Here is a 19,535-nt window from a genome sequence, read left to right as displayed (position 1 = left end):
CTTACTTCTTCTCGTAGAGGCGGTGCGAGGCAATATAGCTCGCCACCTCGGCGCCCACCATGGGGCTGATGTCCTCGCCGCGCGCAACGGCGTCGCGCACGGCGGTGGACGAAAGGGGCAAATCGGGCAGATCAAGGACCTGCAGGCGGTGCGCCGGCAGGCCCGCCGGCGTGACCACGGCCTCGCCGGCGCGCGGCACGACGACCAGGGTCGCCAGCGCGGTGACGGTCTCGACCTGGTACCAGGTCGGCAGGCGCGCGTACTGGTCCTGGCCGATCAGGAACATCAGTTCGGCACCCGGATTCTGGCCGGCGAACTCGCGCAGCGTGTCGGCCGTGAAGCTCGGGCCGCGGCGGTGCAGCTCGCGGTCGTCGACGATGAAGCGCGGCTCATCGGCGGTGAGGCGGCGGATCATCGTGGCCCGGTGCACGCCGGCGGCCATGATCTGGTCGGGCTTCTGCCACTGGCGGCCGGCGGGCAGCCACAGCAGGCGGTCGGGCGCCAGCGCGTCCAGCATGAAGCGGGCGAAGGCCAGGTGGCCGAGATGGGGCGGGTCGAAGCTGCCGCCGAAGAGGGCGATCTTCACAGCCATAGCGCCGTCGGGGTTTCGTCGGCCCAGTCGCGCGGGCGCAGGAAGTCGCTGTACAGGCGCGCCTCCGGCGTGCCGGCCTCGGGCGCCCAGTCGTAGCGCCAGCTCACCTGCGGCGGCATGGACATCAGGATGGACTCGGTGCGCCCGCCCGACTGCAGGCCGAACAGCGTGCCGCGGTCCCAGACCAGGTTGAACTCGACATAGCGGCCGCGCCGGTAGGCCTGGAAGTCGCGCTCGCGCTCGCCATAGGCATAGCCCTGGCGGCGCTCCAGGATGGGCAGATAGGCCTGCAGGAAGGCGTCGCCCACCGAGCGGATCAGCGCGAAGCCGGCGTCGAAGCCGCCTTCGGCAAAGTCGTCGAAGAAGATGCCGCCGATGCCACGCGGCTCGTTGCGGTGCTTCAGGAAGAAGTAGTCGTCGCACCAGGCCTTGAACTTCGGATGCAGCTCGACGCCATGGGGCGCCAAGGCGTCGCGGCAGACGCGGTGGAAATGCTGGGCGTCGCGCTCGTAGCCGTAATAGGGCGTCAGGTCCATGCCGCCGCCAAACCACGTCACTGCCGGCGCATCCGGCGGCAGCGCGATGAAGGCGCGCACATTCATGTGCACGGTCGGCACGAAGGGGTTGTGCGGATGCAGCACCAGGGACACGCCCATGGCCTCGAAGGGCGCACCGGCGAGCTCGGGGCGATGCTGGGTCGCCGAGGGCGGCAGCACCCGGCCCTTCACATGCGAGAAATTGACGCCGCCGCGCTCGAAGACCGCGCCGCCCTCGATGAGGCGCGACAGGCCGTCGCCCTCCAGCCGGCCGCCGGGCTCGCGCGTCCAGCCGTCGCTGAGAAAGGCATTGCCGTCGGCCGCCTCCAGCGCGGAGACGATGCGCTGTTGCAGCTCGAGCAGATAGTCGCGGACGGCTTGCGTGTTCATGTACGCGGGCGGATGGGGCTGGCCAGCTCGGGGCGCTTGCCCACGCGGTGGCCCAGATAGTCGGCGAAAGCGGCGAAATCGGTGTCGACGTTACCGGTCAACTGCACGAAGCGCGTCAGGGAAACCGTCCGGGTCTGGAAGTCAAAGTAACAAAGCCCAACCGGCACGCCGGCCTGCACGGCCACCTGGTAGGCGCCGGTGCGCCAGCCCGTGGAGAGCGAGCGCGTGCCCTCGGGCGCCGCGGCCAGCCAGAAGCGTTCGCCCCGCACGGCGGCCTCGCGCATCTGCCTCACCGTGTCGTCGACGATGCCGTGGCGGCTGCTGCGGTTGACCGCGATGCCGCCGATCCAGCGCACCCAGCGGCCCAGCAGCGGCACCTTGAAGAGGCTGTCCTTGCCCCAGAAGCGCAGCCGCAGGCCCAAGGCCCATTTGGCCAGCACGCCGATGACGAAGTCCCAGTTGGACGTGTGCGGATAGACCAGGATGACGCCCTGCTCCGCCGGCAGGCCGGGCGACTCCACCTTCCAGCCGAACAGGCCCAGCACCGCCCGCGCCAGGCGGCTCTGGTGACCGTGAGGGTGCAGCGGCCCGGTCAGGACTGCGGGAGCCTGGCTCAACGCTTGATGGCCCGGTGGCCGATGTCGGAGCGGTACTGGCGGCCGGCGAACTGGATGCCCGAGGCCGCGTCATAGGCACGCTGGGCTGCGGTGCGCACCGACTCGCCCAGGGCCGTCACGCAGAGCACGCGGCCACCGCTGGTGGCGAGAACGCCGTTGGCCAGCGCCGTGCCGGCATGGAAGACCATGGCCTCGTCCTCATCCTCGGGCAGGCCGGTGATGGCGTCGCCCTTGCGCGGGTTCAGCGGATAGCCCTCGGCCGCCAGCACGACGCCCAGCGCCACGCGGCGGTCCCATTGCAGCTCGACCTGGTCCAGGGTGCCGTCGGTGGCATGCATCATCAGCTCGAAGAGATCGCTCTTCAAACGCATCATGATGGGCTGGGTCTCGGGGTCGCCCATGCGGGTGTTGAACTCGACGGTGCGCGGCTGGCCGTGGTCGTCGATCATCAGGCCGGCATACAGGAAGCCGGTGAAAGGATGGCCATCCTTGGCCATGCCGGCAATGGTCGGCTGGATGATCTCGTGCATGACCTTGGCATGCACATTGGGTGTGACGACGGGCGCGGGCGAGTAGGCGCCCATGCCGCCGGTGTTGGGGCCGGCATCGCCGTCCAGCAGGCGCTTGTGGTCCTGGCTGGTGGCCAGCGACACGACCTGCTTGCCGTCGCAGACCACAATGAAGCTGGCCTCCTCGCCGGCCAAAAAGTCCTCGATGACGACGCGGGCGCCACCCGCGTTGTGGGTCACGCCGAGCTTGTTGTCTTCCAGGATCCAGGTGATGGCTTCGTGGGCCTCTTCCAGCGTCATCGCGACGACGACGCCCTTGCCCGCCGCCAGGCCGTCGGCCTTGATGACGATGGGCGCGCCGCGGCCGTCCACATAGGCATGGGCAGCGGCGGCGTCGGAGAAGGTCTCGTAGGCTGCCGTCGGGATGCCGTGGCGCTTCATGAAGTCCTTGGCGAAGGCCTTGGAGCTTTCGAGCTGGGCGGCCGCCTTGGTCGGGCCGAAGATGCGCAGGCCGCGGGCGCGGAACTCGTCGACGACGCCGGCGGCGAGCGATGCCTCGGGGCCGACGACGGTCAGCGTGATCTTCTGGTCGACGGCGAAGTCGGCCAGGGCCTTCACATCGGTCATGCCGATGGGCACGGTCTGCAGGCGCTCATCGCGCGCCGTGCCGCCGTTGCCCGGCGCCACATAGACCTGGCTGACGCGCTCGCCCTGGGCCAGCTTCCAGGCCAGCGCGTGCTCGCGGCCACCATTGCCAATGACTAGGACTCGCATCAGTTCAATTCAGCGTTGTGATAGACGGCTTGGGTATCGTCCAGGTCTTCAATGACATCCAGCAGCTTCTGCATGCGCTCGGCGTCTTCACCGGTCAGCGCAATGGTGTTCTCGGCCCGCATCGTCACTTCGGCCAGCTCGGGGGTGAGGCCGGCGGCCTCCAACGCGGCCTTGACGGCTTCGTAGTCGGCGGGCGAGGTCAGCACCTCGATGGCCCCGTCGTCGCCGGTAATGACGTCCTCGGCGCCAGCGTCCAGCGCCACTTCCATGATCTTGTCTTCCGAAGTGCCGGGCGCGAACAGCAGCTGGCCGCAATGCTTGAACTGGAAGGCCACCGAGCCGTCGGTGCCCATATTGCCACCGTACTTGCTGAAGGCATGGCGCACCTCGGCCACGGTGCGGACGCGGTTGTCCGTCATCGTGTCGATCATGATGGCCGCGCCACCGATGCCATAGCCTTCGTAGCGGATTTCCTCGTAGGTCAGGCCATCGATATTGCCGCTGGCCTTGTCGATGTTGTACTTGATGCGGTCGGCCGGCATGTTGGCGGCCTTGGCCTTGTCGACGGCCAGCCGCAGGCGCGGGTTGTCCTTGACGTCCGGGCCGCCCTGGCGGGCCGCAACCGAGATTTCACGAATGATGCGCGTCCAGATCTTGCCGCGCTTCTCGTCCTGGCGGCCTTTGCGGTGCTGGATATTGGCCCATTTGGAATGTCCTGCCATGTTCGGGAGCCCTGACGCTTTGAAATTCTGAGAAAACCGGCATTTTACGAAGCCTCACAGACAGGCCCGTGGATTACTGCCCTGGTAGGGCAGCCGGGCCAGCCAGATCAGGCGGTATTGGGCGTCCACCGCCAGCAGAATTTCGGGCCGCAGCACCGGGGCGCTCGGGCAGGCTGGCGGCTGCCAAGGTTGGAGGGTGCCGGACGCATTGGTGTTGACCGCCCCCTGGGAGCTGGTGCTGCTGGTGCTGCTGTTGGTGCCGACAAAAAGCAGCTCCTGGGTGCCCGTCAGCCGCAGTCCCTCGCCATTCCAGCTCAGGTCGGTACCGTAGCGACGCAACTCCGCGTAATGGCCCCGCCCGTCCAGCTGCGTGAACGGCAGGGTTTCGGGCGAACCCACCCGCCCGTCGTACAGCGCCTGGGCGTCGGCCAGCCAGGGCGGCACGTCGCCCAGCACCATGCTCGTATTGGCCAGCGCAAGGCCGGCGCGCAGACGCTGGTTGAGGGTCACCAGCGCCTCGCCAAGAGCCGCCGAACTCGCGAAGGCCATCATGGAGCCTTGTGCAGGGCGCAGCTTGATCAACTGGGTGCCACTCCCCAACACCAGGCCCTGGGCACCGAATTCGGCCGTCGCCAGCTGCCAGCCCGGACCACTCAGGCGCAACATCTGACGGCGCTCGCGCGCGCCGCCGTCGAACTCGAACACACCCTCGAAGCGTTCCACCGCGCCCGGCCAGGCCCAGCCGCTGTCCACGCGGTCCACCACGCGAACGGAGGCGCTGAATCCGGCGGGTAGGCCGCCGACCCAACCCTCCCAGCTGGACAGGGGCGTCACCTGCCAAGTGGCTGGCGCCGCCGCTTCGGTGCTGCCGAGCGCGCTGGCCTGCAGCCATTCCGGCCAGGCGCCGAAACCGGCCAGGCTCTGCAACTCGCGCTGGACTACTCCCGCTGCCAGGCCGCGGGGGTCGCCCAGTTGGGCGAACAACTCATTGCGCATGGCTCCCGGCGGCGCTGCCGCGATAAGCAAGGCTCGCTGGGCGAGGGCCGGCGCCGGCACGACCAGCGTCGCGTCGAACACGCTCGCCGTCAGCGGCACGGTGATGAACTGGTAATCGCCAGCGGCCAGGGCCTGGGCTGGCCGGGGCGACGCCGGGTTGCCCGGCTTGTACTGGCTCAGCAGCACGCGACGGTCGGTGGCCGCGACCGGCGTGGCCGTGGCGCTGTCGCCTGAACTGCCTCCGCCGCCGCCACAGGCGGCAAGGCCGAGTGCCAGCAGCGCGGCCGCGGGTGAGATCGTCTTGTTCATCTTGTGTTCCCTGTCTGCGGCCGGATTCTCGATGCACAGCCTGGCCCGTCGCCGCCTCGATCAAGGGGGGCGCAGGCTCGCAATAGACTCCGACCCAACACTTTCAAGGACCCGATGACATGGCCGATCCCATCCTGCTCGCCCGCCAAGCCGACATCGAGTGCCTGCTGCTGCCGGCGCTGGCCAACCGCCATGGCCTCATCACCGGCGCCACCGGCACCGGCAAGACCATCAGCCTGCAGAAGCTGGCCGAGAGCCTTTCGAAGATCGGTGTGCCCGTCTTCATGGCCGACGTGAAGGGCGACCTGACCGGCATCAGCCAGGCCGGCAACCCCAGCGAGAAGCTGCTGGGCGTGCTGAAGGACCGCGGCCTGGAAGCCCCCGAGAAGCTCGCCTGCCCCACCACGCTGTGGGACGTCTTCGGCGAGCAGGGCCATCCGGTGCGCGCCACCGTGTCCGACATGGGCCCGCTGCTGCTGGCCCGCATGCTGGCCCTGAACGAGACCCAGGCCGGCGTGCTGCAGATGGTGTTCAAGATCGCCGACGACAACGGCCTGCTGCTGCTGGACCTGAAGGACCTGCGCGCCATGCTGCAGCATGTGGGCGACAACGCGAGTCAGTTCACCACCCAGTACGGCAATGTGTCGGCCGCCAGCGTGGGCGCCATCCAGCGCGGCCTGCTGCAGATCGAGGCCCAGGGCGGCGACAAGTTCTTCGGCGAGCCCATGCTCAACATCGCCGACTTCATGCAGACCGAGGGCGGCCTGGGCGTCATCAACGTGCTGGCCGCCGACAAGCTGATGAACTCGCCACGGCTGTACGCGACCTTCCTGCTGTGGATGCTGAGCGAGCTGTTCGAGACCCTGCCCGAGGTGGGCGACCTGGACAAGCCCAAGCTGGTGTTCTTCTTCGACGAGGCCCACCTGCTGTTCAAGGATGCGCCCGACGCCCTGGTCGAGCGCATCGAGCTGGTCGTGCGCCTGGTGCGATCCAAGGGCGTGGGCGTCTATTTCGTGACGCAGAACCCGCTGGACATCCCCGATGCCGTGCTGGGCCAGCTCGGCAACCGCGTGCAGCATGCGCTGCGCGCCTTCACGCCGCGCGACCAGAAGGCCGTCAAGAGCGCGGCCGACACCATGCGCGCCAAGCCGGGGCTGGACATCGCCGCCGCCATCACCGAGCTGGCTGTGGGCGAGGCCCTGGTCAGCCTGCTCGATGAGAAGGGCCGGCCCAGCATCACCGAGCGCGTCTTCGTGCTGCCGCCGGGCAGCCAGATCGGCCCCATCACGCCGACCCAGCGCCAGCAGCTCGTCGCCAACTCGCTGGTGGCCGGCGTCTACGAGAAGCAGCTGGACCGCGAATCGGCCTACGAGAAATTGATCGGCAAGCCGGCCACCGCCGCGCCGCAGGGCGGCGGCATGGCGGCCGAGGCCGGCCAGGTCTTCAACAAGGGCACGGCCCAGCCCGCACCGGCTGAGGCCGGCGGCGGCATGATGGACAGCCTCAAGGACGTGCTCTTCGGCAGCACCGGCCCGCGCGGCGGGCGGCACCCGGGCCTGGCCGAGACGGCGGCCAAGTCGGCCGTGCGCAGCATCGGCTCGGCCGTAGGCCGCGAGATCATCCGCGGCGTGCTGGGCAGCATCCTCGGCGGCGGTGGCGGCCGCCGGCGCTGATCGGGCGGCGCTCCGCGCCGGCCTGCCCCCGCTCGTCGCAAGCCGCTGGCGCGGGGCCGCACGTCAGCCGATGCTTGCCGCATGAGTGCTGCCCCCAACCGCCGCGAATGGCCGACCTATGTCGGCGGCACGATTGCAATCTGTCTGATCGTGGGGCTGTTGAACTATCTGCTGCGCGGCGGCAGGTTCTGGCATGGCATGCTGTACGCGTTCACGGTCGGCGTGCAGATCTCGATCTACATCTCGCTGCTGACCCATGGCCTGTCCCTGCTGCTACGACGCAGGGGCGGCGATTCGGCCGCGCTGCGCCATGGATGGATAGGCTGGGGTTGGATGCTGCCCTGCATCCTGCTGGGCTCGCTGGCCGGCTACAGCGGCGGCCTGTGGCTGGGCGACCTCATCAGCGGTGGCCGCACGATGCAGCTCTGGCAGGCGACCGACCGGCGGGTGATGCTGTCGGTGAGCTTCACGCTGCTGATCTCGGTGGTGTCCACCTGGTTCTTCTTCTCGCTGTTCAAGATCAACGCGGCCCGCATCGAACGCGTGGAGGCCGAGAGGCAGGCGGCCGAGGCGCGGCTCACGCTGCTGCAGAGCCAGCTGGAGCCTCATATGCTGTTCAACACCCTGGCCCATCTGCGTGTGCTGATCAAGCTTCAGCCCGACGAAGCCCAGCGCATGCTGGACCAGCTGATCGACTATCTGCGCGCCACGCTGCAGGCCAGCCGCGCCACCGAGCATCCGCTGGCCGAAGAGTTCGAGCGCTTGTCAGACTACCTGGCCCTGATGCAGCTGCGCATGGGTGAACGCCTGCGCGTGAAGCTGGACCTGCCGGCCGAACTGGCCGGCATCGCCATCCCGCCGCTGTTGCTGCAGCCGCTGGTGGAGAACGCCATCAAGCATGGGCTGGAGCCGCATGTGGAGGGAGGCGAGCTGAGCGTGAAAGCTTCGAGGCAGGGAGCGCGGCTGGTCTTCGAAGTGGCCGACAGCGGCGCCGGGCTGGTCCAAGCGACGGTCCTGCCTGGCACCGGCTTTGGTTTGAGTCAGGTTCGTGAGCGCCTCGCCCAGCGCTACGGCGACGCCGCGAGCTTCGAGCTGAAAGCCCAGGACGGCGGCGGCAGCATCGCCCGCATCGAGATCCCCGCATGAAAACGACCGCCCTCATCGCCGAAGACGAGCTGCTGCTGGCCGAGAACCTGCGCGCCGAACTGGCCTCGGCCTGGCCGGGGCTGGACATCGTCGCCCAGGCCGGCAGCGGCACCGCGGCCGTCGAGCTGGCCCTGCAGCACCGGCCCCAGCTCTGCTTCCTGGACATTCGCATGCCCGGCATGACCGGGCTGGAGGCCGCCCAGGCCATCACGGAGGACTGGCCCGATGGCGCCGGCGCCCTGCCCCTGTTCGTCTTCGTCACGGCCTATGACCAGTACGCCCTGCAGGCCTTCGATGCGGCGGCGGCCGACTATCTGCTCAAGCCCGTCACCTCCGAGCGCCTGGCCCAGAGCGTCGCGCGCCTGCAGGCCCGTCTGCAACAGCCCGTCCCCGGGGACGCCACGCTGGCGTCGCTGCGCCAGCTGCTGACCCAGGCCGTCTCGCCGGCCCCGCGACTGCGGCATCTGCAGGCCGCCGTCGGCGACGCCATCGAACTCGTGCCGGTGGAGGCCATCGCTTACCTCGAAGCCGCCGACAAATATGTGCGCGCGCTGACGGCGGAGCGCGAGTACTGGGTCCGGGCATCGCTGCGCGAACTGCTGCCCCAGCTCGACCCCGAGCGCTTCTGGCAGGTGCACCGCTCCACCGTCGTCCACATCGACGCCGTCGCCCGCGCCCAGCGCCAGGAAAACGGCACGGTGCTGCTGACGCTGCGCCACCGCCCCGAGACGCTGACCGTCAGCCGCGTGCACGCGAATCGTTTCAAAGCCTTGTAGCCGCGCGATAGCAAGCAAACGATGGAAACCGTATAAACGGTTTCCATCGTTATGAACCCACACCGCAAACCCGCCCCTCCTGAGCGCGCCAAGCTGGTTCGCGACGGCTTCACCATGCCCGAGGCCGACTACGCCTTGCTCAAGGAGCTGAAGAACCGCCTGCACGACGTCAAGCGCGAGGCCAAGAAAAGCGAGCTGCTGCGTGCCGGCCTGCAGGTCCTGGCCCAGCTCGATGCCAAGGCCCTCGCCGCGGCGCTGGACCGGCTCGAACCGGTCAAGACAGGTCGGCCGCGGAAGTCGGCGTAAGGAGAACAAGATGTCCGACGCAACCTACTGGTGGCATCTGCTCTGCGCCATCGCCGGCCTGAATCTGATTGCCTGGACGGCCTCGACCGCCTGGCTGCACCGCCACCGCCCCGACGGCACCACCTGGCCCCACCAGCGCCTGCAGCTGCTGCTGTCGGCCCTGTATGTGCTGGGCTGCGGCTACCGCTCCTTCCTGCCGGTCTTCGACGTGCCGCGCGTCGTCATGGTGGATTCCTGGGCATCGAGCGTGCTGGTGGGCCGCACCGTCGCCACCATCGCCGAGCTGAGCTTTGCCGCCCAATGGGCCCTGCTCTTGCGCGGCGGGGCGCTGACGACCGGCCACCGCTTCAGCCTCTGGGTGGCCCATGCCATCGTGCCGCTGATCGCGATCGCCGAGGTCAACTCCTGGTACGCGGTGCTGACCACGCGCAACATCGGCCATGTCGTCGAGGAGACGCTGTGGGGCACGGCCGCCGTGCTCAGCGTGCTGGCCATGCTGGCGATGTGGCCACAGGCGAACGCCCGCGGGCGGCGCTGGCTGGCCCTGGCCATCGTCGCCGGCAGTGCCTATGCGGCCTATATGTTCGTGGTCGACGTGCCCATGTACTGGGCCCGCTGGCTGGCCGACGAGGCCGCCGGCCGCACCTACACGACGGTGGCCGCCGGCGTCGCGGATGTGTCCAGCCGCTGGCATGTGTCGCACGACTGGGCGCACTGGCGCAGCGAGGTCGTCTGGATGACGCTCTACTTCAGCGTGGCGGTCTGGATCAGCATTGGCCTGGCCCATGTGAGGCTGCCGCTGAGGGCCGGGCAGCGGCTTCCTTAGAATCGGTGCCATCGCGGGCCTGAAAAAGCGGCCCGCTTCCATTTCCAGAGCCGACGATGAGCAACCCCGCCGCCCCCGCCGCCCCGGCGACCAATTTCCTGCGCCAGCGCATCGAGAGCGATCTCGAAGCCGGCACTTTTGCCGGCCGACATTTCGCCGGCACGCCCGGCGACGCGGCCCATCACGGTGCCGGCCCGCTGGACGAAGCCCGCATCCGCACCCGCTTCCCGCCCGAGCCCAACGGCTATCTGCACATCGGCCATGCCAAGAGCATCTGCCTGAACTTCGGCCTGGCGCGCGACTTCGGCGGCGCCTGCCATCTGCGCTTCGACGACACCAACCCTGAGAAGGAAGAGCTGGAGTACGTCAACGCCATCAAGGAGATGGTGCAGTGGCTGGGCTGGAGCTGGGGCGACAACCTGTTTGAAGCCAGCAGCTATTTCGACTTCATGTACGCGGCCGCCGAAGCCCTGGTCAACGCCGGCCACGCCTATGTGGACGAGCAGAGCGCCGAGGACATGCGCGCCAACCGCGGCGACTTTGGCCGCCCGGGCGTCAACAGCCCCTTCCGAGACCGCACCCCGGCCGAGAACCTAGCCCGCCTGCGCGAGATGCGCGACGGCAAGCACGCCGACGGCGCCATGGTGCTGCGCGCCAAGATCGACATGGCCTCGCCGAACATCAATCTGCGCGACCCGACGCTGTACCGCATCAAGCATGCGGAACACCATGCCACCGGCGACAAGTGGTGCATCTATCCGATGTACACCTTTGCCCACCCCATCGAGGACGCGCTGGAGCGCATCACCCACAGCATCTGCACGCTGGAGTTCGAAGACCAGCGGCCCTTCTACGACTGGCTGCTGGAGCATCTGGCCGACTTGGGGCTGCTGGCCCGCCCGCTGCCGCAGCAGATCGAATTCGGCCGCCTGAACCTGAACTACGTCGTCACCAGCAAGCGCAAGCTGCGCCAGCTGGTCGAGGAAAACCACGTCAGCGGCTGGGACGACCCGCGCATGCCGACCCTGGTGGGCCTGCGCCGCCGCGGCTTCACGCCGGCCAGCGTGCGCGCCATGGTCGAGGCCACCGGCGCCAGCAAGCAGAACGCCTGGATCGACGACACCGTGCTGGACCAGGCCCTGCGCGCCGACCTCGAACCCCAGGCCCCGCGCGCCTTCGCCGTGCTGCAGCCTCTCAAGCTCAAGCTGACCAACTACGCCGAAGTCTTCGGCAGCGCCGAGCACCGCGAGCCCTGCGAGACGGCCGCCCACCCGCACAAGCCTGAACTGGGTCAACGCAAGTTCTCCCTTGGCCCCGAGCTGTGGATCGAGGCCGAGGACTATATGGAGACGCCGCCCAAGGGCTATTTCCGCCTCTTCCCGGGCAACAAGGTGCGCCTGAAGGCCGGCTACATCATCGAATGCACCGGCGCCGAGAAGGACGCGGATGGCAACATCACCGCCGCCCTGGCCACCGTCATCCCCGACACCAAGAGCGGCACGCCCGGCGCGGATGCCGTCAAGGTCAAGGGCACGATTGGCTGGGTGGGCGCCCACGAGGCCGTTGCGGCCGAAGTGCGCCTTTATGAGCGCCTGTTTGCCGAACCCCAGCCCGATGCCGGCGGCCGCGACTTCCTCGAGTTCGTCAATCCGAACTCGCTGCGCGTGGTGCAGGCCTTCGTCGAGCCCTCGCTCGCCGGGGCGCCCTCAGATGCGCGCTGGCAGTTCGAGCGTCACGGCTATTTCGTGACCGACCGCGTGGACCACCGCGCGGACAAGCCCGTGTTCAACAAGATCACCGGGCTGAAGGACAGCTTCGCCAAATAGGACTCAAGCAGCCAGCAGGCTCGCCCCGCCGCCGCTGCTGACGACGCGGTTGCGCCCGCCGCGCTTGGCGGCGTAGCTGCGCGCATCGGCCAGGGCCTGGGCGTCGGCGGCTTCGCTGCTGTGGGCCACGCCTATGCTGGCCGTGATGCGCAGTTCCAGTTCGCCGACGGGGATGCGCAGCGCCTCGATGGCGGCGCGCAGCTCGCCGGCCAGTTGGGCCGCGTCGGCCGCCGGCGTGTGCGGCAGCAGCACGCCGAACTCCTCGCCGCCGATGCGGGCCACCGAGTCCAGCTTGCGAAAGCTCTGGGCCAGCAGGCCGCCGACGGCCTTCAGCACCGCGTCGCCGGCGGCATGGCCGTGGCTGTCGTTGACCTTCTTGAAGTGGTCCAGGTCCAGCGCGATGACGGCATGGCCCTCGCCCCAGCGCTTCTCGCGTTCGCCTTCCAGCGTGTTGGCCTCGTCCCAGGCGCGACGGTTCAGCAGGCCGGTCAGTGCATCCGTATGGGCCAGGCGCTGCAGTTCGGCCTGGGCCTGCTGCAGCTCGCGCTGCTTGCGGCGCAGCTCCAGCAGGGCCATGGCCTGCTGCGCGAGTTGCGCCAGCCAGTCGAGCTGTCTGTCGGTCAGGCGGCGCGGGATGGTGTCCAGCACGGCCAGCGTGCCGATGGGTGCGCCGCAGGAAGCGCACAGCGGCACGCCGCTGTACATGATGTAGCCCTTGTCCCGAGTCAGGGGCAGGTCACGGGTGCGCGCGTCGGCACGCAGGTCGGCGATGTGCAGGCCCCCGGGCGCATCGATGACGAGTGAGCAATAGGCCTGGTCCCGGCCCATGTCGCCGCGCGGCACGCCCACCGAGGCCTTGGTCCAGACGCGGTCGTTGGCGACCAGGTTGATGACAGCCACCGGGCTGCCGGTCAGTTCGCTGGCCAGGCGGGCGATCAGGTCGAACTGCGGCTCGGCCTCGGTGTCGAGGATGTCGTAGTGGGACAGGGCCGCGAGGCGCCGGGCCTCCGGCCCGGGTGCGGCTGCCAGGGGCCGCGCGGGCGTGGCCTCGCCGCGAAACCAGCGCAGCATCGCCGACGTGGTGGCGGTCTTTTGCTTGGGCGGTCGGGCAGTGGCAGGCATGGCGTCATTCCTCGCGGCGCTTCACGATGGCCGCATCTTGGGCCTGGGCCGTGCGCTGCGAAAGCCCGCCCGGCGCAATTCACTGGTGCGCCAGCGTCATCAATCGCGGGCGCCGCCGCAGCGCAGCACGATGGGTGTGGCGTATTCGCGGCCGACCACGGCGCGGGCGAACAGATAGTTCTGCCGCGCCCTGTCGCTCAGCGAGTCCAGCCGCACGCCGCCCTGTGCATCGCAGGGGAAGGCGAGAGCGCGGCCGGCCTGGAACAGGGACTCGAAACGCAGCTCGTAGTTGTCACACATCAGGGGCATGGGGCGTGAGTTCATGGGGCACCTCGTCTTGATTGCAGACTAGGCGCCGCATGCCCCCGTTGCGCGTGAAAAGGTCGCAGCCGCGCTCGCCGCCCCCCGCAGTTGCCTGCCCAGGCGCCAACATGTCACGCCCGTTTCAGCTCCTAACGCGGCGGCGCACGCAGCACGTCGACCTGGAAGGGCCGGTCGTTCATCTCGACGATGGCGGCGCCGGGCACGTTCAGCGTCATCAGCCGGCGCTGCGGCAGATTGAGCAGGGCCAGCGAAGGCTGCAAATGCTGGCGCAGCAGGGCCTGCAGGGAACCGTCGGCGTAGGCCATGCGCAGGCCCCGGGCGATGCGCTCGATGGCCACATGATTGCCGGGATGGGTGTAGATGTACTGCGGCAGGTCGTAGGCCAGCAGCACGCTGTCGTCCAGGGCCAGGCCCTTGAGCCCGGCATGCGCCTTCACTTCCTCGCCCACCTCCAGCACGCTGCGGCAGAAGGCGTCGGCGCGGCCCAGGGCGACCATCTGGAACAGCGCCTCGTAGGTGCTGATCTCGGCCACCGTGAAGCCGTTGGCGCGCAGGATGTCGGCATCCGCCCAGCCGCGGCCCTGCACATGGCGCAGCCGGGCCACGGCGCTCACCGTCTCGGCCTCGCGCAGCAGTGCGCGGCTGGACGCATGCACGAAGCAGACGCGGTAGCGGCTCACACCGAGATGGATGGGAAACAGCACCGGCACGAGCCCGGCGGCACGCCCGGTCTCGGGCCCGGTGACGAGCAGGAAATTGGGCACGGACTGCTGGGCAGCCTCCAGCAGCGCGCGGCGCTTGTTCATGGGCGCGGACAGCTGCAGGCGGTAGGGGCCGTCGGTGGCGCGCGTCTTCTCCAAGGCGAGCTGCACTGCATCGCGGTTGTAGGCGTTGCGCAGATCGGTCTCGCTGTCCGGCGAGCGCAGCGTCAGCGTCAGCTCCTGGGCGTGCGCTGGCCCGGCCGCGGCGGCAAGCAGCGCGGGCAGTCCCTGCAGCAGTCTTCTTCTTTGCATCTTGGCGGGCACCGCTGACAACCCTGGTTCAGCGCGTTAGGCCAGCCTAACCGATTCGTGACTTCCTGCACAAATGCCGGATGGCCGGGTGCCGCGCTTGCAATTGCTCACAGCCCGGGCAGCGGGGGCTTTCTAGCATTCCGAAGTCATGCCGACCACGACCTCCTCGCCCACCCGTTCCGCCCAGCCGCGGCTGCTCAGCGGCACCGGCGGCGGCCGGCGCCCCGGCGACAGCACGGCCACCGAGGCGACGAGCTTCACGGCCACCGTGCCCTTTCCCCGGCCGCAGCCCACGCCGGCGCGCACGGCCGCGGCGCCGGCGCCCGCCGCCAACGCCCTGCCGCGCTGGACCAAGGGTTTTGTCATCGGTGGCGTGCTGCTGGCCGTCGCCATGCCGGCTTCGGTGCTGATGTCGCGCTCCATGCTCGTGCAGGAGGCCCTGGCCGAACAGAGCGGCTCCAAGGCCGCCATGGTCTGCACGGCCGGCGAAGGCAAGGCCGTTGACGGCTCCAGCCTGATGGGCTGGCTGTTCGGCGGCTCCTATTTCAGCTGCGGCGACTGGGAGACCCGCGAGGCTCGCGTGCAGCGCGAGCGCGACCAGGCGCACAACAACTACATGGCCCGGGAAAGGGCCAAGCAGGGGCTCAACTAGTTCCGCTCACTCAAGGTCGGCCATGCGGCGGACCTTGACCTTGCGGCCCTTGAGCTTGCCCAGCGACAGCCGCTTCACCGCTTCCTTGGCGATGCTTCTCTCCACGGCCACATAGCTGTGGAAGTCGGTCACGTTGATCTTGCCGATCTGCGTGCCCGCGAAACCCGCCTCGCCGGTCAGCGCGCCGAGGATGTCGCCGGGGCGGATCTTCTCCTTGCGGCCGCCCAGGATCTGCAGCGTGTCCATGGCCGGCAGCAGCGGGCCGCCGCGCGCGTCCTTGACGTCGGCCAGCGGCTGCCACTTGAACTCGGCGCCCTGCAGCTGCTCGATGCGGCCGATGCGGCCCATCTCGTCCAGGCTGGCCAGGCTCAGGGCCAGGCCCTCCGCCCCCGCGCGGCCGGTGCGGCCGATGCGGTGCACATGCTGCTCGACGTCGGCGCTGATGTCGACATTGATGACGCAGGCGAGATTCGCGATGTCCAGGCCGCGGGCGGCCACGTCGGTGGCCACCAGCACCGAGGCGCTGCGGTTGGCGAACTGGATCAGCACCTGGTCGCGGTCGCGCTGCTCCAGGTCGCCATGCAGGGCCAGGGCAACGAAGCCCTGGGCGGCCAGCACGGCCTCCAGGTCGCGGCACTGCTGCTTGGTGTTGCAGAAGGCGATGGTCGACTCGGGCCGGAAGGCGCGCAGCAGGCGGGGCACGGCATCCAGGCGCTCGCCCTCGCCCACTTCGTAGGCGATCTGGCGGATGGTGGAGGCCGCCGCGCTGGTCGAGCCGGCGACCTGGACCGTCTGCGGGTCGCGCATGAACTTGGCGGCGATGTCGTTGACACCCTCCGGGAAGGTGGCAGAGAACAGCAGAGTTTGCCGGTTGGCGGGCGCTCGCTTGGCAATCGCTTTGATGTCGTCCAGGAAGCCCATGTCCAGCATGCGGTCGGCCTCGTCCAGCACCAGGGTGTTCAGGGCCGCCAGGTCGAGCGAACCGCGCTCCAGATGGTCGATCAGCCGGCCCGGCGTGCCGACGACGACGTGCGCGCCGAAGGACAGGCTTTCCATCTGCGGCTTCATCGGATTGCCGCCGCACAGGCTCAGCACCTTGATGTTGTCGGCCGCGCGGGCCAGGCGGCGGATCTCCTGGGTGACCTGGTCGGCCAGCTCGCGGGTGGGACAGAGCACCAGGGATTGCACGCGCGGCAGGTCGGCCTTCAAGCGATGCAGCAGCGCAACGGCAAAGGCCGCCGTCTTGCCCGAGCCGGTCTGGGCCTCGCCGATGACGTCCTTGCCAGCCAGGGCCAGCGGCAGGCTGGCGGCCTGGATGGGCGTCATCTGCGCGTAGCCGAGCTGGCCGAGGTTGGCCAGCATGGCGGGGCTGAGGGGCAGGCGGTCGAAGGCGGTATCGGTCATCGGCCCGATTGTCGCGGCTCGCCTTGCAGCAGCTTCAGCGCAGCCGAGAGTTCGGCGTCTACTTCTCCCCAGCGCGGCACCACCTGCACATCGGGTTGAACGCCCGCATCCGGCGGATCGCCGGGCGCGAAGTTCGCCACCAGCGGGATGTCCACAGCCACGCCGGAGGCCGGCAGCGTCAGCCAGGCCAGCTGCCCGCCGTTCAGCCCGCGCCGATTGCCGCCGGTGGGCCGGCCCAGCAGCGTGGCCGCGCCGCTGGCCTGGAGGTCGCGCGCCAGCAGATAGCCGGCCGAGCTGTTGTGGGGGCCGACCAGGGCGACGACGCGCCCCGCGAAGGGGCGTGCCGAGGGCTCGATGACGCGCGGCGGTGCATCCGGCATCGCCCAGTTGCGGCCTGCCGTCTTCGTGACCTGGCCGGTGCGGTCGAAGAAGCCGAAGTCCCAGGTGTCGAGATGGCGCGCCAGCACATAGGGCACGCGCTCATAAGCCGACTCGCGGCGGCCGCCGGGCTGGGTGAAGGGCCGGGCGATCAGATGGCTGAGCAGGGCCCGGCCCAGGGCGTCGTCGCCGCCTTCGTTGTCACGCAGGTCGATGACGAGGCGGGCGATGCCACGCTCGGCCAGCTCGGCAAAGCTGCGCTCCAGGAAGGCAGCGCCGTCGAATTGGCGATCCCAGAAGGCGAAGCTGGGCAGGGTCAGCACGGCGATGCCGTCTTCGATGCGCAGCCGCCAGCCGCGGTCGGGTTCACGCCAGCCCGTGGCCCGCAGCGCCTGCTCGCGCTCTGCGGCCGTCAGCACCGCCGCCCTCACCTCCCGCCCATCCGCCAGCTTCAGCCGCCAGCCCTCGGGCCCGGGCGAAAACAGCAGCGGGAAGAGGCGCTGCATCGCGCCGCCATTGGCGTCATCGTCCAGCTGGGCCAGGCGCTTGCCGTCGCTGCCGCCGTCGGCGCGCAGATAGGGCAACAGGACGGCGGCAATCTCGGCCGGCGTCAGGCCCTCGATGGCCAGCAGCTCGCTGCCCGCCGGCACCGCCGGGCTGGCACTGGCCACGACAAGGATGCGGCCCTCGACGAAGCGCAGCACCAGGGGCAGTGTCCGGCGGCCCAGCATCTCCCGCACGGCCGGCGGCTGGTTGGCAGGGTTGGTCCAGGTGTGTCCACAGCGCACGGCGGCGGCCAGGCGCGTGGCCAGCAGATAGAGCTGGCCGCGGCTGGCGCCATTCGCCACCTCGGCCTGGGCGGCCGCGAAGCCGGCCTCGATCTGCGCCGGCGCGGCGTAGCGGTAGAGGCCGGGATGCAGCTCGGTCAGCGCCCGCTGCAGGATGCGCAGGTCGCGGCGGGCCTGGTCGGCGCTGAGTTCGGGGCTGGCCTGGGCGACACCGAGTGCCCAGGCCAGGCCGAGGGCGAGCAGCAGGTTTTTCATGCCGCCCAGCCTCGCCGCAGCCGCGCCCGCACGCGCCCCAGATCAGCACAAGTCCGCGTGGATCTTCAGCTTTTCAGGATTTGGCACGCCGCCAGGCCGACGGCGTCATGCCGGTGCAGGCCTTGAAGACGCGGTTGAAGCTGGTCTTGGAGCTGAAGCCGGCCTGCAGGGCCAGGTCGAGCAGGTCCTCATCCGACCCGGCGGCCAGGCGCTGCTGCAGCCAGGCCACGCGCAGGCCGCCGATGACCTCCGCAAAGCCCTGGCCCAGGCCCTCATTGAAGGCCCGCGACAGGTAGTTGCTGTTGGTGCCCAGCAGCCGGGCCAGGCTGTCCAGGCTCAGCTCCGGGTCGCGGAACCAGGCTTCGGCCTCGGCGCGCTCGCGCCAGCTCGCTCCCAGCGCAGCCCAGTCGGGCGGTGGGCGCGGCGCGGGCGGCTCTGGCGGCGCCGCATCCGGCTGCAGCGGATGGCGCTGCCCGGCATGGCGCCAGGCCTCCAGGCCCAGGGCGAAGACGAGAACGGTCAGCGCGAGGTAGAGGCCGAAGCGGTCGAAATAGTTGAGCCGCCAGACCGCCGTCGCGGCCTCGTAGGGCAGGCTGACGGCCAGCAGCAGGCCCAGGGCGGCCAGGGTGCCGGCCAGGCCGCTGTAGCGGTGCTCGTCGGCGTTGCTGACATGCTGGCCCAGCCAGGCCTGGAAGTCGCGATGCCGGCGCCAGGCCAGGGCCAGGTAGACGGCCAGCGAAACCAGGCCGGCCCAGGTCAGCACCGGCGCAATGAAGCGGGCGTGGACCGTGTCGTTCCAGTGGTCCTTCCAGGCCAGGGGCTGCACGAAGCAGATCGCGAAGTAGAGGGCGATCAGCGCGGCCGGCAGCAGATGCCAGGCCCAGCCGCGCGGCAGCTGGGCACGCGTGCGCTGCTGCACATGCAGCCACAGCAGGGGCCCGAGGGCCAGCTCATGGTCCAGGGGCGCGAAGCTCAGCCAGGGCCAGGCGTCGTAGAAGCCGGCATAGCCGATGACGTAGGGCGTCAGCTTCAGCGCCATGACGGCCAGCAGCGCGGCCACCCAGCGGTTGGCGCGGCGCTGGGCCGCCGGGGCGATCAGGGCCGCGGCCACGGCCAGGGCGAACAGCGCCCCCAGGCCCAGCGTGGTGCTCCAGGGGCCGAAGCGGATCACGGGCTCAGCCGCCAGCGCGCTTGACCGTCCAGCCCTCCGGCCGCGCCTTCAGCCAGGCCAGCGCCTTGTCGAGGTGATCGCCCTGGATCTCGACGACACCGTCCTTGACCGTGCCACCACTGCCGCAGACGGCCTTGAGCTGCTTGGCCAAAGCGGTCAGCGCCGCGTCGTCCAGCGGCAGGCCCTTGATGACGGTGACGCCCTTGCCCTTGCGGCCCGCCGTCTCGCGGCTGACGCGCACGATGCCGTCCCCCGCCGGGCGGACCTTGGCCTTGCAACTGCATTGCGCCACGGGCTGGCCGCAGCCGGGGCAGACGCGGCCGACATCGGTGGAATAGACGAGGGTCATGGGTCAAATTTGAATTCAGATATTCCGGGCCGAGCGACGGGCCGCCCCTAGCCGGCCCGCAGGGCGATGTGCTTGCGGCTC

The 19,535-nt window shown here is 69.6% G+C and carries 20 protein-coding genes; 7 read left to right on the top strand and 13 right to left on the bottom strand.

Annotated features, from left to right (window positions below; genetic code table 11):
* Position 1: 1 nt before the first annotated feature.
* From nadD to AC07OY_RS03415, 6 genes are read right to left on the bottom strand one after another with little or no spacing between them, the layout of a single operon-like run.
* Entirely contained in the window at positions 2-592 is a 591-nt protein-coding gene (gene nadD / locus AC07OY_RS03440) for a nicotinate-nucleotide adenylyltransferase (RefSeq protein ID WP_495041118.1), read from the bottom strand.
* On the bottom strand, positions 583-1,518 hold the full coding sequence (gene hemF / locus AC07OY_RS03435; RefSeq protein WP_495041117.1) for an oxygen-dependent coproporphyrinogen oxidase: 936 nt from the start codon (positions 1,516-1,518) through the stop codon (positions 583-585). The genes nadD and hemF overlap by 10 nt, the downstream gene beginning before the upstream one ends.
* Entirely contained in the window at positions 1,515-2,135 is a 621-nt protein-coding gene (locus AC07OY_RS03430; protein WP_495041116.1) for a 1-acyl-sn-glycerol-3-phosphate acyltransferase, read from the bottom strand. The genes hemF and AC07OY_RS03430 overlap by 4 nt, the downstream gene beginning before the upstream one ends.
* The gene (gene purD / locus AC07OY_RS03425) at positions 2,132-3,418 is read right to left on the bottom strand and encodes a phosphoribosylamine--glycine ligase (protein ID WP_495041115.1); all 1,287 of its coding nucleotides are present in this window, start codon (positions 3,416-3,418) and stop codon (positions 2,132-2,134) included. The genes AC07OY_RS03430 and purD overlap by 4 nt, the downstream gene beginning before the upstream one ends.
* Positions 3,418-4,140: a YebC/PmpR family DNA-binding transcriptional regulator gene (locus AC07OY_RS03420; protein ID WP_495041114.1), complete on the bottom strand. Its 723-nt coding sequence runs from the start codon at positions 4,138-4,140 to the stop codon at positions 3,418-3,420. The genes purD and AC07OY_RS03420 overlap by 1 nt, the downstream gene beginning before the upstream one ends.
* 54 nt (positions 4,141-4,194) lie before the next feature.
* Entirely contained in the window at positions 4,195-5,445 is a 1,251-nt protein-coding gene (locus AC07OY_RS03415; RefSeq protein WP_495041113.1) for a hypothetical protein, read from the bottom strand.
* Positions 5,446-5,564: 119 nt separating this feature from the next.
* Between AC07OY_RS03415 and AC07OY_RS03410 the strand changes: the two genes are divergently transcribed.
* The 6 genes from AC07OY_RS03410 to AC07OY_RS03385 all read left to right on the top strand — a co-directional run bounded on the left by AC07OY_RS03410 (position 5,565) and on the right by AC07OY_RS03385 (position 11,998).
* The gene (locus AC07OY_RS03410) at positions 5,565-7,118 is read left to right on the top strand and encodes a helicase HerA-like domain-containing protein (RefSeq protein ID WP_495041112.1); all 1,554 of its coding nucleotides are present in this window, start codon (positions 5,565-5,567) and stop codon (positions 7,116-7,118) included.
* A gap of 81 nt (positions 7,119-7,199) precedes the next feature.
* A complete protein-coding gene (locus AC07OY_RS03405) occupies positions 7,200-8,264 on the top strand; it encodes a sensor histidine kinase (RefSeq protein WP_495041111.1) in 1,065 nt (354 codons plus the stop codon).
* Positions 8,261-9,040 carry a LytR/AlgR family response regulator transcription factor gene (locus tag AC07OY_RS03400; RefSeq protein WP_495041110.1) on the top strand — a complete coding sequence of 260 codons (780 nt, stop codon included), beginning with the start codon at positions 8,261-8,263 and terminating at the stop codon, positions 9,038-9,040. Before AC07OY_RS03405 ends, AC07OY_RS03400 begins: the two co-directional genes overlap by 4 nt.
* Positions 9,041-9,091: 51 nt before the next feature.
* Complete coding sequence (locus AC07OY_RS03395) at positions 9,092-9,346, top strand: hypothetical protein (RefSeq protein WP_495041109.1); 255 nt, start codon at positions 9,092-9,094, stop codon at positions 9,344-9,346.
* 10 nt (positions 9,347-9,356) lie between these two features.
* Positions 9,357-10,172, top strand: coding sequence for a hypothetical protein (locus AC07OY_RS03390; RefSeq protein WP_495041108.1), 816 nt, complete (start codon positions 9,357-9,359; stop codon positions 10,170-10,172).
* Positions 10,173-10,228: 56 nt separating this feature from the next.
* The gene (locus AC07OY_RS03385; protein WP_495041107.1) at positions 10,229-11,998 is read left to right on the top strand and encodes a glutamine--tRNA ligase/YqeY domain fusion protein; all 1,770 of its coding nucleotides are present in this window, start codon (positions 10,229-10,231) and stop codon (positions 11,996-11,998) included.
* A 3-nt stretch (positions 11,999-12,001) separates the two neighbouring features.
* On the opposite strand, the gene AC07OY_RS03380 is transcribed toward AC07OY_RS03385, so the two are convergent.
* The 3 genes from AC07OY_RS03380 to AC07OY_RS03370 all read right to left on the bottom strand — a co-directional run bounded on the left by AC07OY_RS03380 (position 12,002) and on the right by AC07OY_RS03370 (position 14,457).
* A complete protein-coding gene (locus AC07OY_RS03380) occupies positions 12,002-13,120 on the bottom strand; it encodes a sensor domain-containing diguanylate cyclase (protein WP_495041106.1) in 1,119 nt (372 codons plus the stop codon).
* 99 nt (positions 13,121-13,219) lie between these two features.
* The gene (locus AC07OY_RS03375) at positions 13,220-13,444 is read right to left on the bottom strand and encodes a hypothetical protein (RefSeq protein ID WP_119043205.1); all 225 of its coding nucleotides are present in this window, start codon (positions 13,442-13,444) and stop codon (positions 13,220-13,222) included.
* A 128-nt stretch (positions 13,445-13,572) separates the two neighbouring features.
* Positions 13,573-14,457, bottom strand: coding sequence for a hypothetical protein (locus AC07OY_RS03370; RefSeq protein WP_495041105.1), 885 nt, complete (start codon positions 14,455-14,457; stop codon positions 13,573-13,575).
* A gap of 148 nt (positions 14,458-14,605) precedes the next feature.
* Here AC07OY_RS03370 and AC07OY_RS03365 point away from each other — a divergent pair, with 148 nt between their 5' ends.
* Positions 14,606-15,109 carry a hypothetical protein gene (locus tag AC07OY_RS03365; RefSeq protein ID WP_495041104.1) on the top strand — a complete coding sequence of 168 codons (504 nt, stop codon included), beginning with the start codon at positions 14,606-14,608 and terminating at the stop codon, positions 15,107-15,109.
* Positions 15,110-15,115: 6 nt separating this feature from the next.
* Here AC07OY_RS03365 and dbpA read toward each other — a convergent pair whose 3' ends face one another.
* The 4 genes from dbpA to AC07OY_RS03345 all read right to left on the bottom strand — a co-directional run bounded on the left by dbpA (position 15,116) and on the right by AC07OY_RS03345 (position 19,454).
* A complete protein-coding gene (gene dbpA, locus AC07OY_RS03360) occupies positions 15,116-16,513 on the bottom strand; it encodes an ATP-dependent RNA helicase DbpA (RefSeq protein ID WP_495041103.1) in 1,398 nt (465 codons plus the stop codon).
* Positions 16,510-17,934 carry a S41 family peptidase gene (locus tag AC07OY_RS03355; protein WP_495041102.1) on the bottom strand — a complete coding sequence of 475 codons (1,425 nt, stop codon included), beginning with the start codon at positions 17,932-17,934 and terminating at the stop codon, positions 16,510-16,512. Before AC07OY_RS03355 ends, dbpA begins: the two co-directional genes overlap by 4 nt.
* Positions 17,935-18,007: 73 nt before the next feature.
* Complete coding sequence (locus AC07OY_RS03350; protein ID WP_495041101.1) at positions 18,008-19,105, bottom strand: helix-turn-helix domain-containing protein; 1,098 nt, start codon at positions 19,103-19,105, stop codon at positions 18,008-18,010.
* A 4-nt stretch (positions 19,106-19,109) separates the two neighbouring features.
* On the bottom strand, positions 19,110-19,454 hold the full coding sequence (locus AC07OY_RS03345; protein ID WP_495041100.1) for a translation initiation factor Sui1: 345 nt from the start codon (positions 19,452-19,454) through the stop codon (positions 19,110-19,112).
* Between the last annotated feature and the right edge of the window lie 81 nt (positions 19,455-19,535).

Source organism: Roseateles sp. GW821-FHT09H10, assembly GCF_059415865.1.
This window is presented reverse-complemented; position numbering and strand designations above follow the sequence as displayed.

What these genes read in the sequence shown, in the direction of transcription:
- AC07OY_RS03375 (WP_119043205.1), bottom strand. Translation starts at nt 13,444, where the DNA reads ATGAACTCACGCCCCATGCCCCTGATGTGTGACAACTACGAGCTGCGT.
- dbpA (WP_495041103.1), bottom strand. Translation starts at nt 16,513, where the DNA reads ATGACCGATACCGCCTTCGACCGCCTGCCCCTCAGCCCCGCCATGCTG.
- AC07OY_RS03420 (WP_495041114.1), bottom strand. Translation starts at nt 4,140, where the DNA reads ATGGCAGGACATTCCAAATGGGCCAATATCCAGCACCGCAAAGGCCGC.
- nadD (WP_495041118.1), bottom strand. Translation starts at nt 592, where the DNA reads ATGGCTGTGAAGATCGCCCTCTTCGGCGGCAGCTTCGACCCGCCCCAT.
- AC07OY_RS03380 (WP_495041106.1), bottom strand. Translation starts at nt 13,120, where the DNA reads ATGCCTGCCACTGCCCGACCGCCCAAGCAAAAGACCGCCACCACGTCG.
- AC07OY_RS03405 (WP_495041111.1), top strand. Translation starts at nt 7,200, where the DNA reads ATGAGTGCTGCCCCCAACCGCCGCGAATGGCCGACCTATGTCGGCGGC.
- AC07OY_RS03410 (WP_495041112.1), top strand. Translation starts at nt 5,565, where the DNA reads ATGGCCGATCCCATCCTGCTCGCCCGCCAAGCCGACATCGAGTGCCTG.
- AC07OY_RS03415 (WP_495041113.1), bottom strand. Translation starts at nt 5,445, where the DNA reads ATGAACAAGACGATCTCACCCGCGGCCGCGCTGCTGGCACTCGGCCTT.
- AC07OY_RS03390 (WP_495041108.1), top strand. Translation starts at nt 9,357, where the DNA reads ATGTCCGACGCAACCTACTGGTGGCATCTGCTCTGCGCCATCGCCGGC.
- hemF (WP_495041117.1), bottom strand. Translation starts at nt 1,518, where the DNA reads ATGAACACGCAAGCCGTCCGCGACTATCTGCTCGAGCTGCAACAGCGC.
- AC07OY_RS03395 (WP_495041109.1), top strand. Translation starts at nt 9,092, where the DNA reads ATGAACCCACACCGCAAACCCGCCCCTCCTGAGCGCGCCAAGCTGGTT.
- AC07OY_RS03385 (WP_495041107.1), top strand. Translation starts at nt 10,229, where the DNA reads ATGAGCAACCCCGCCGCCCCCGCCGCCCCGGCGACCAATTTCCTGCGC.
- AC07OY_RS03355 (WP_495041102.1), bottom strand. Translation starts at nt 17,934, where the DNA reads ATGAAAAACCTGCTGCTCGCCCTCGGCCTGGCCTGGGCACTCGGTGTC.
- AC07OY_RS03400 (WP_495041110.1), top strand. Translation starts at nt 8,261, where the DNA reads ATGAAAACGACCGCCCTCATCGCCGAAGACGAGCTGCTGCTGGCCGAG.
- AC07OY_RS03370 (WP_495041105.1), bottom strand. Translation starts at nt 14,457, where the DNA reads ATGCAAAGAAGAAGACTGCTGCAGGGACTGCCCGCGCTGCTTGCCGCC.
- AC07OY_RS03365 (WP_495041104.1), top strand. Translation starts at nt 14,606, where the DNA reads ATGCCGACCACGACCTCCTCGCCCACCCGTTCCGCCCAGCCGCGGCTG.
- purD (WP_495041115.1), bottom strand. Translation starts at nt 3,418, where the DNA reads ATGCGAGTCCTAGTCATTGGCAATGGTGGCCGCGAGCACGCGCTGGCC.
- AC07OY_RS03345 (WP_495041100.1), bottom strand. Translation starts at nt 19,454, where the DNA reads ATGACCCTCGTCTATTCCACCGATGTCGGCCGCGTCTGCCCCGGCTGC.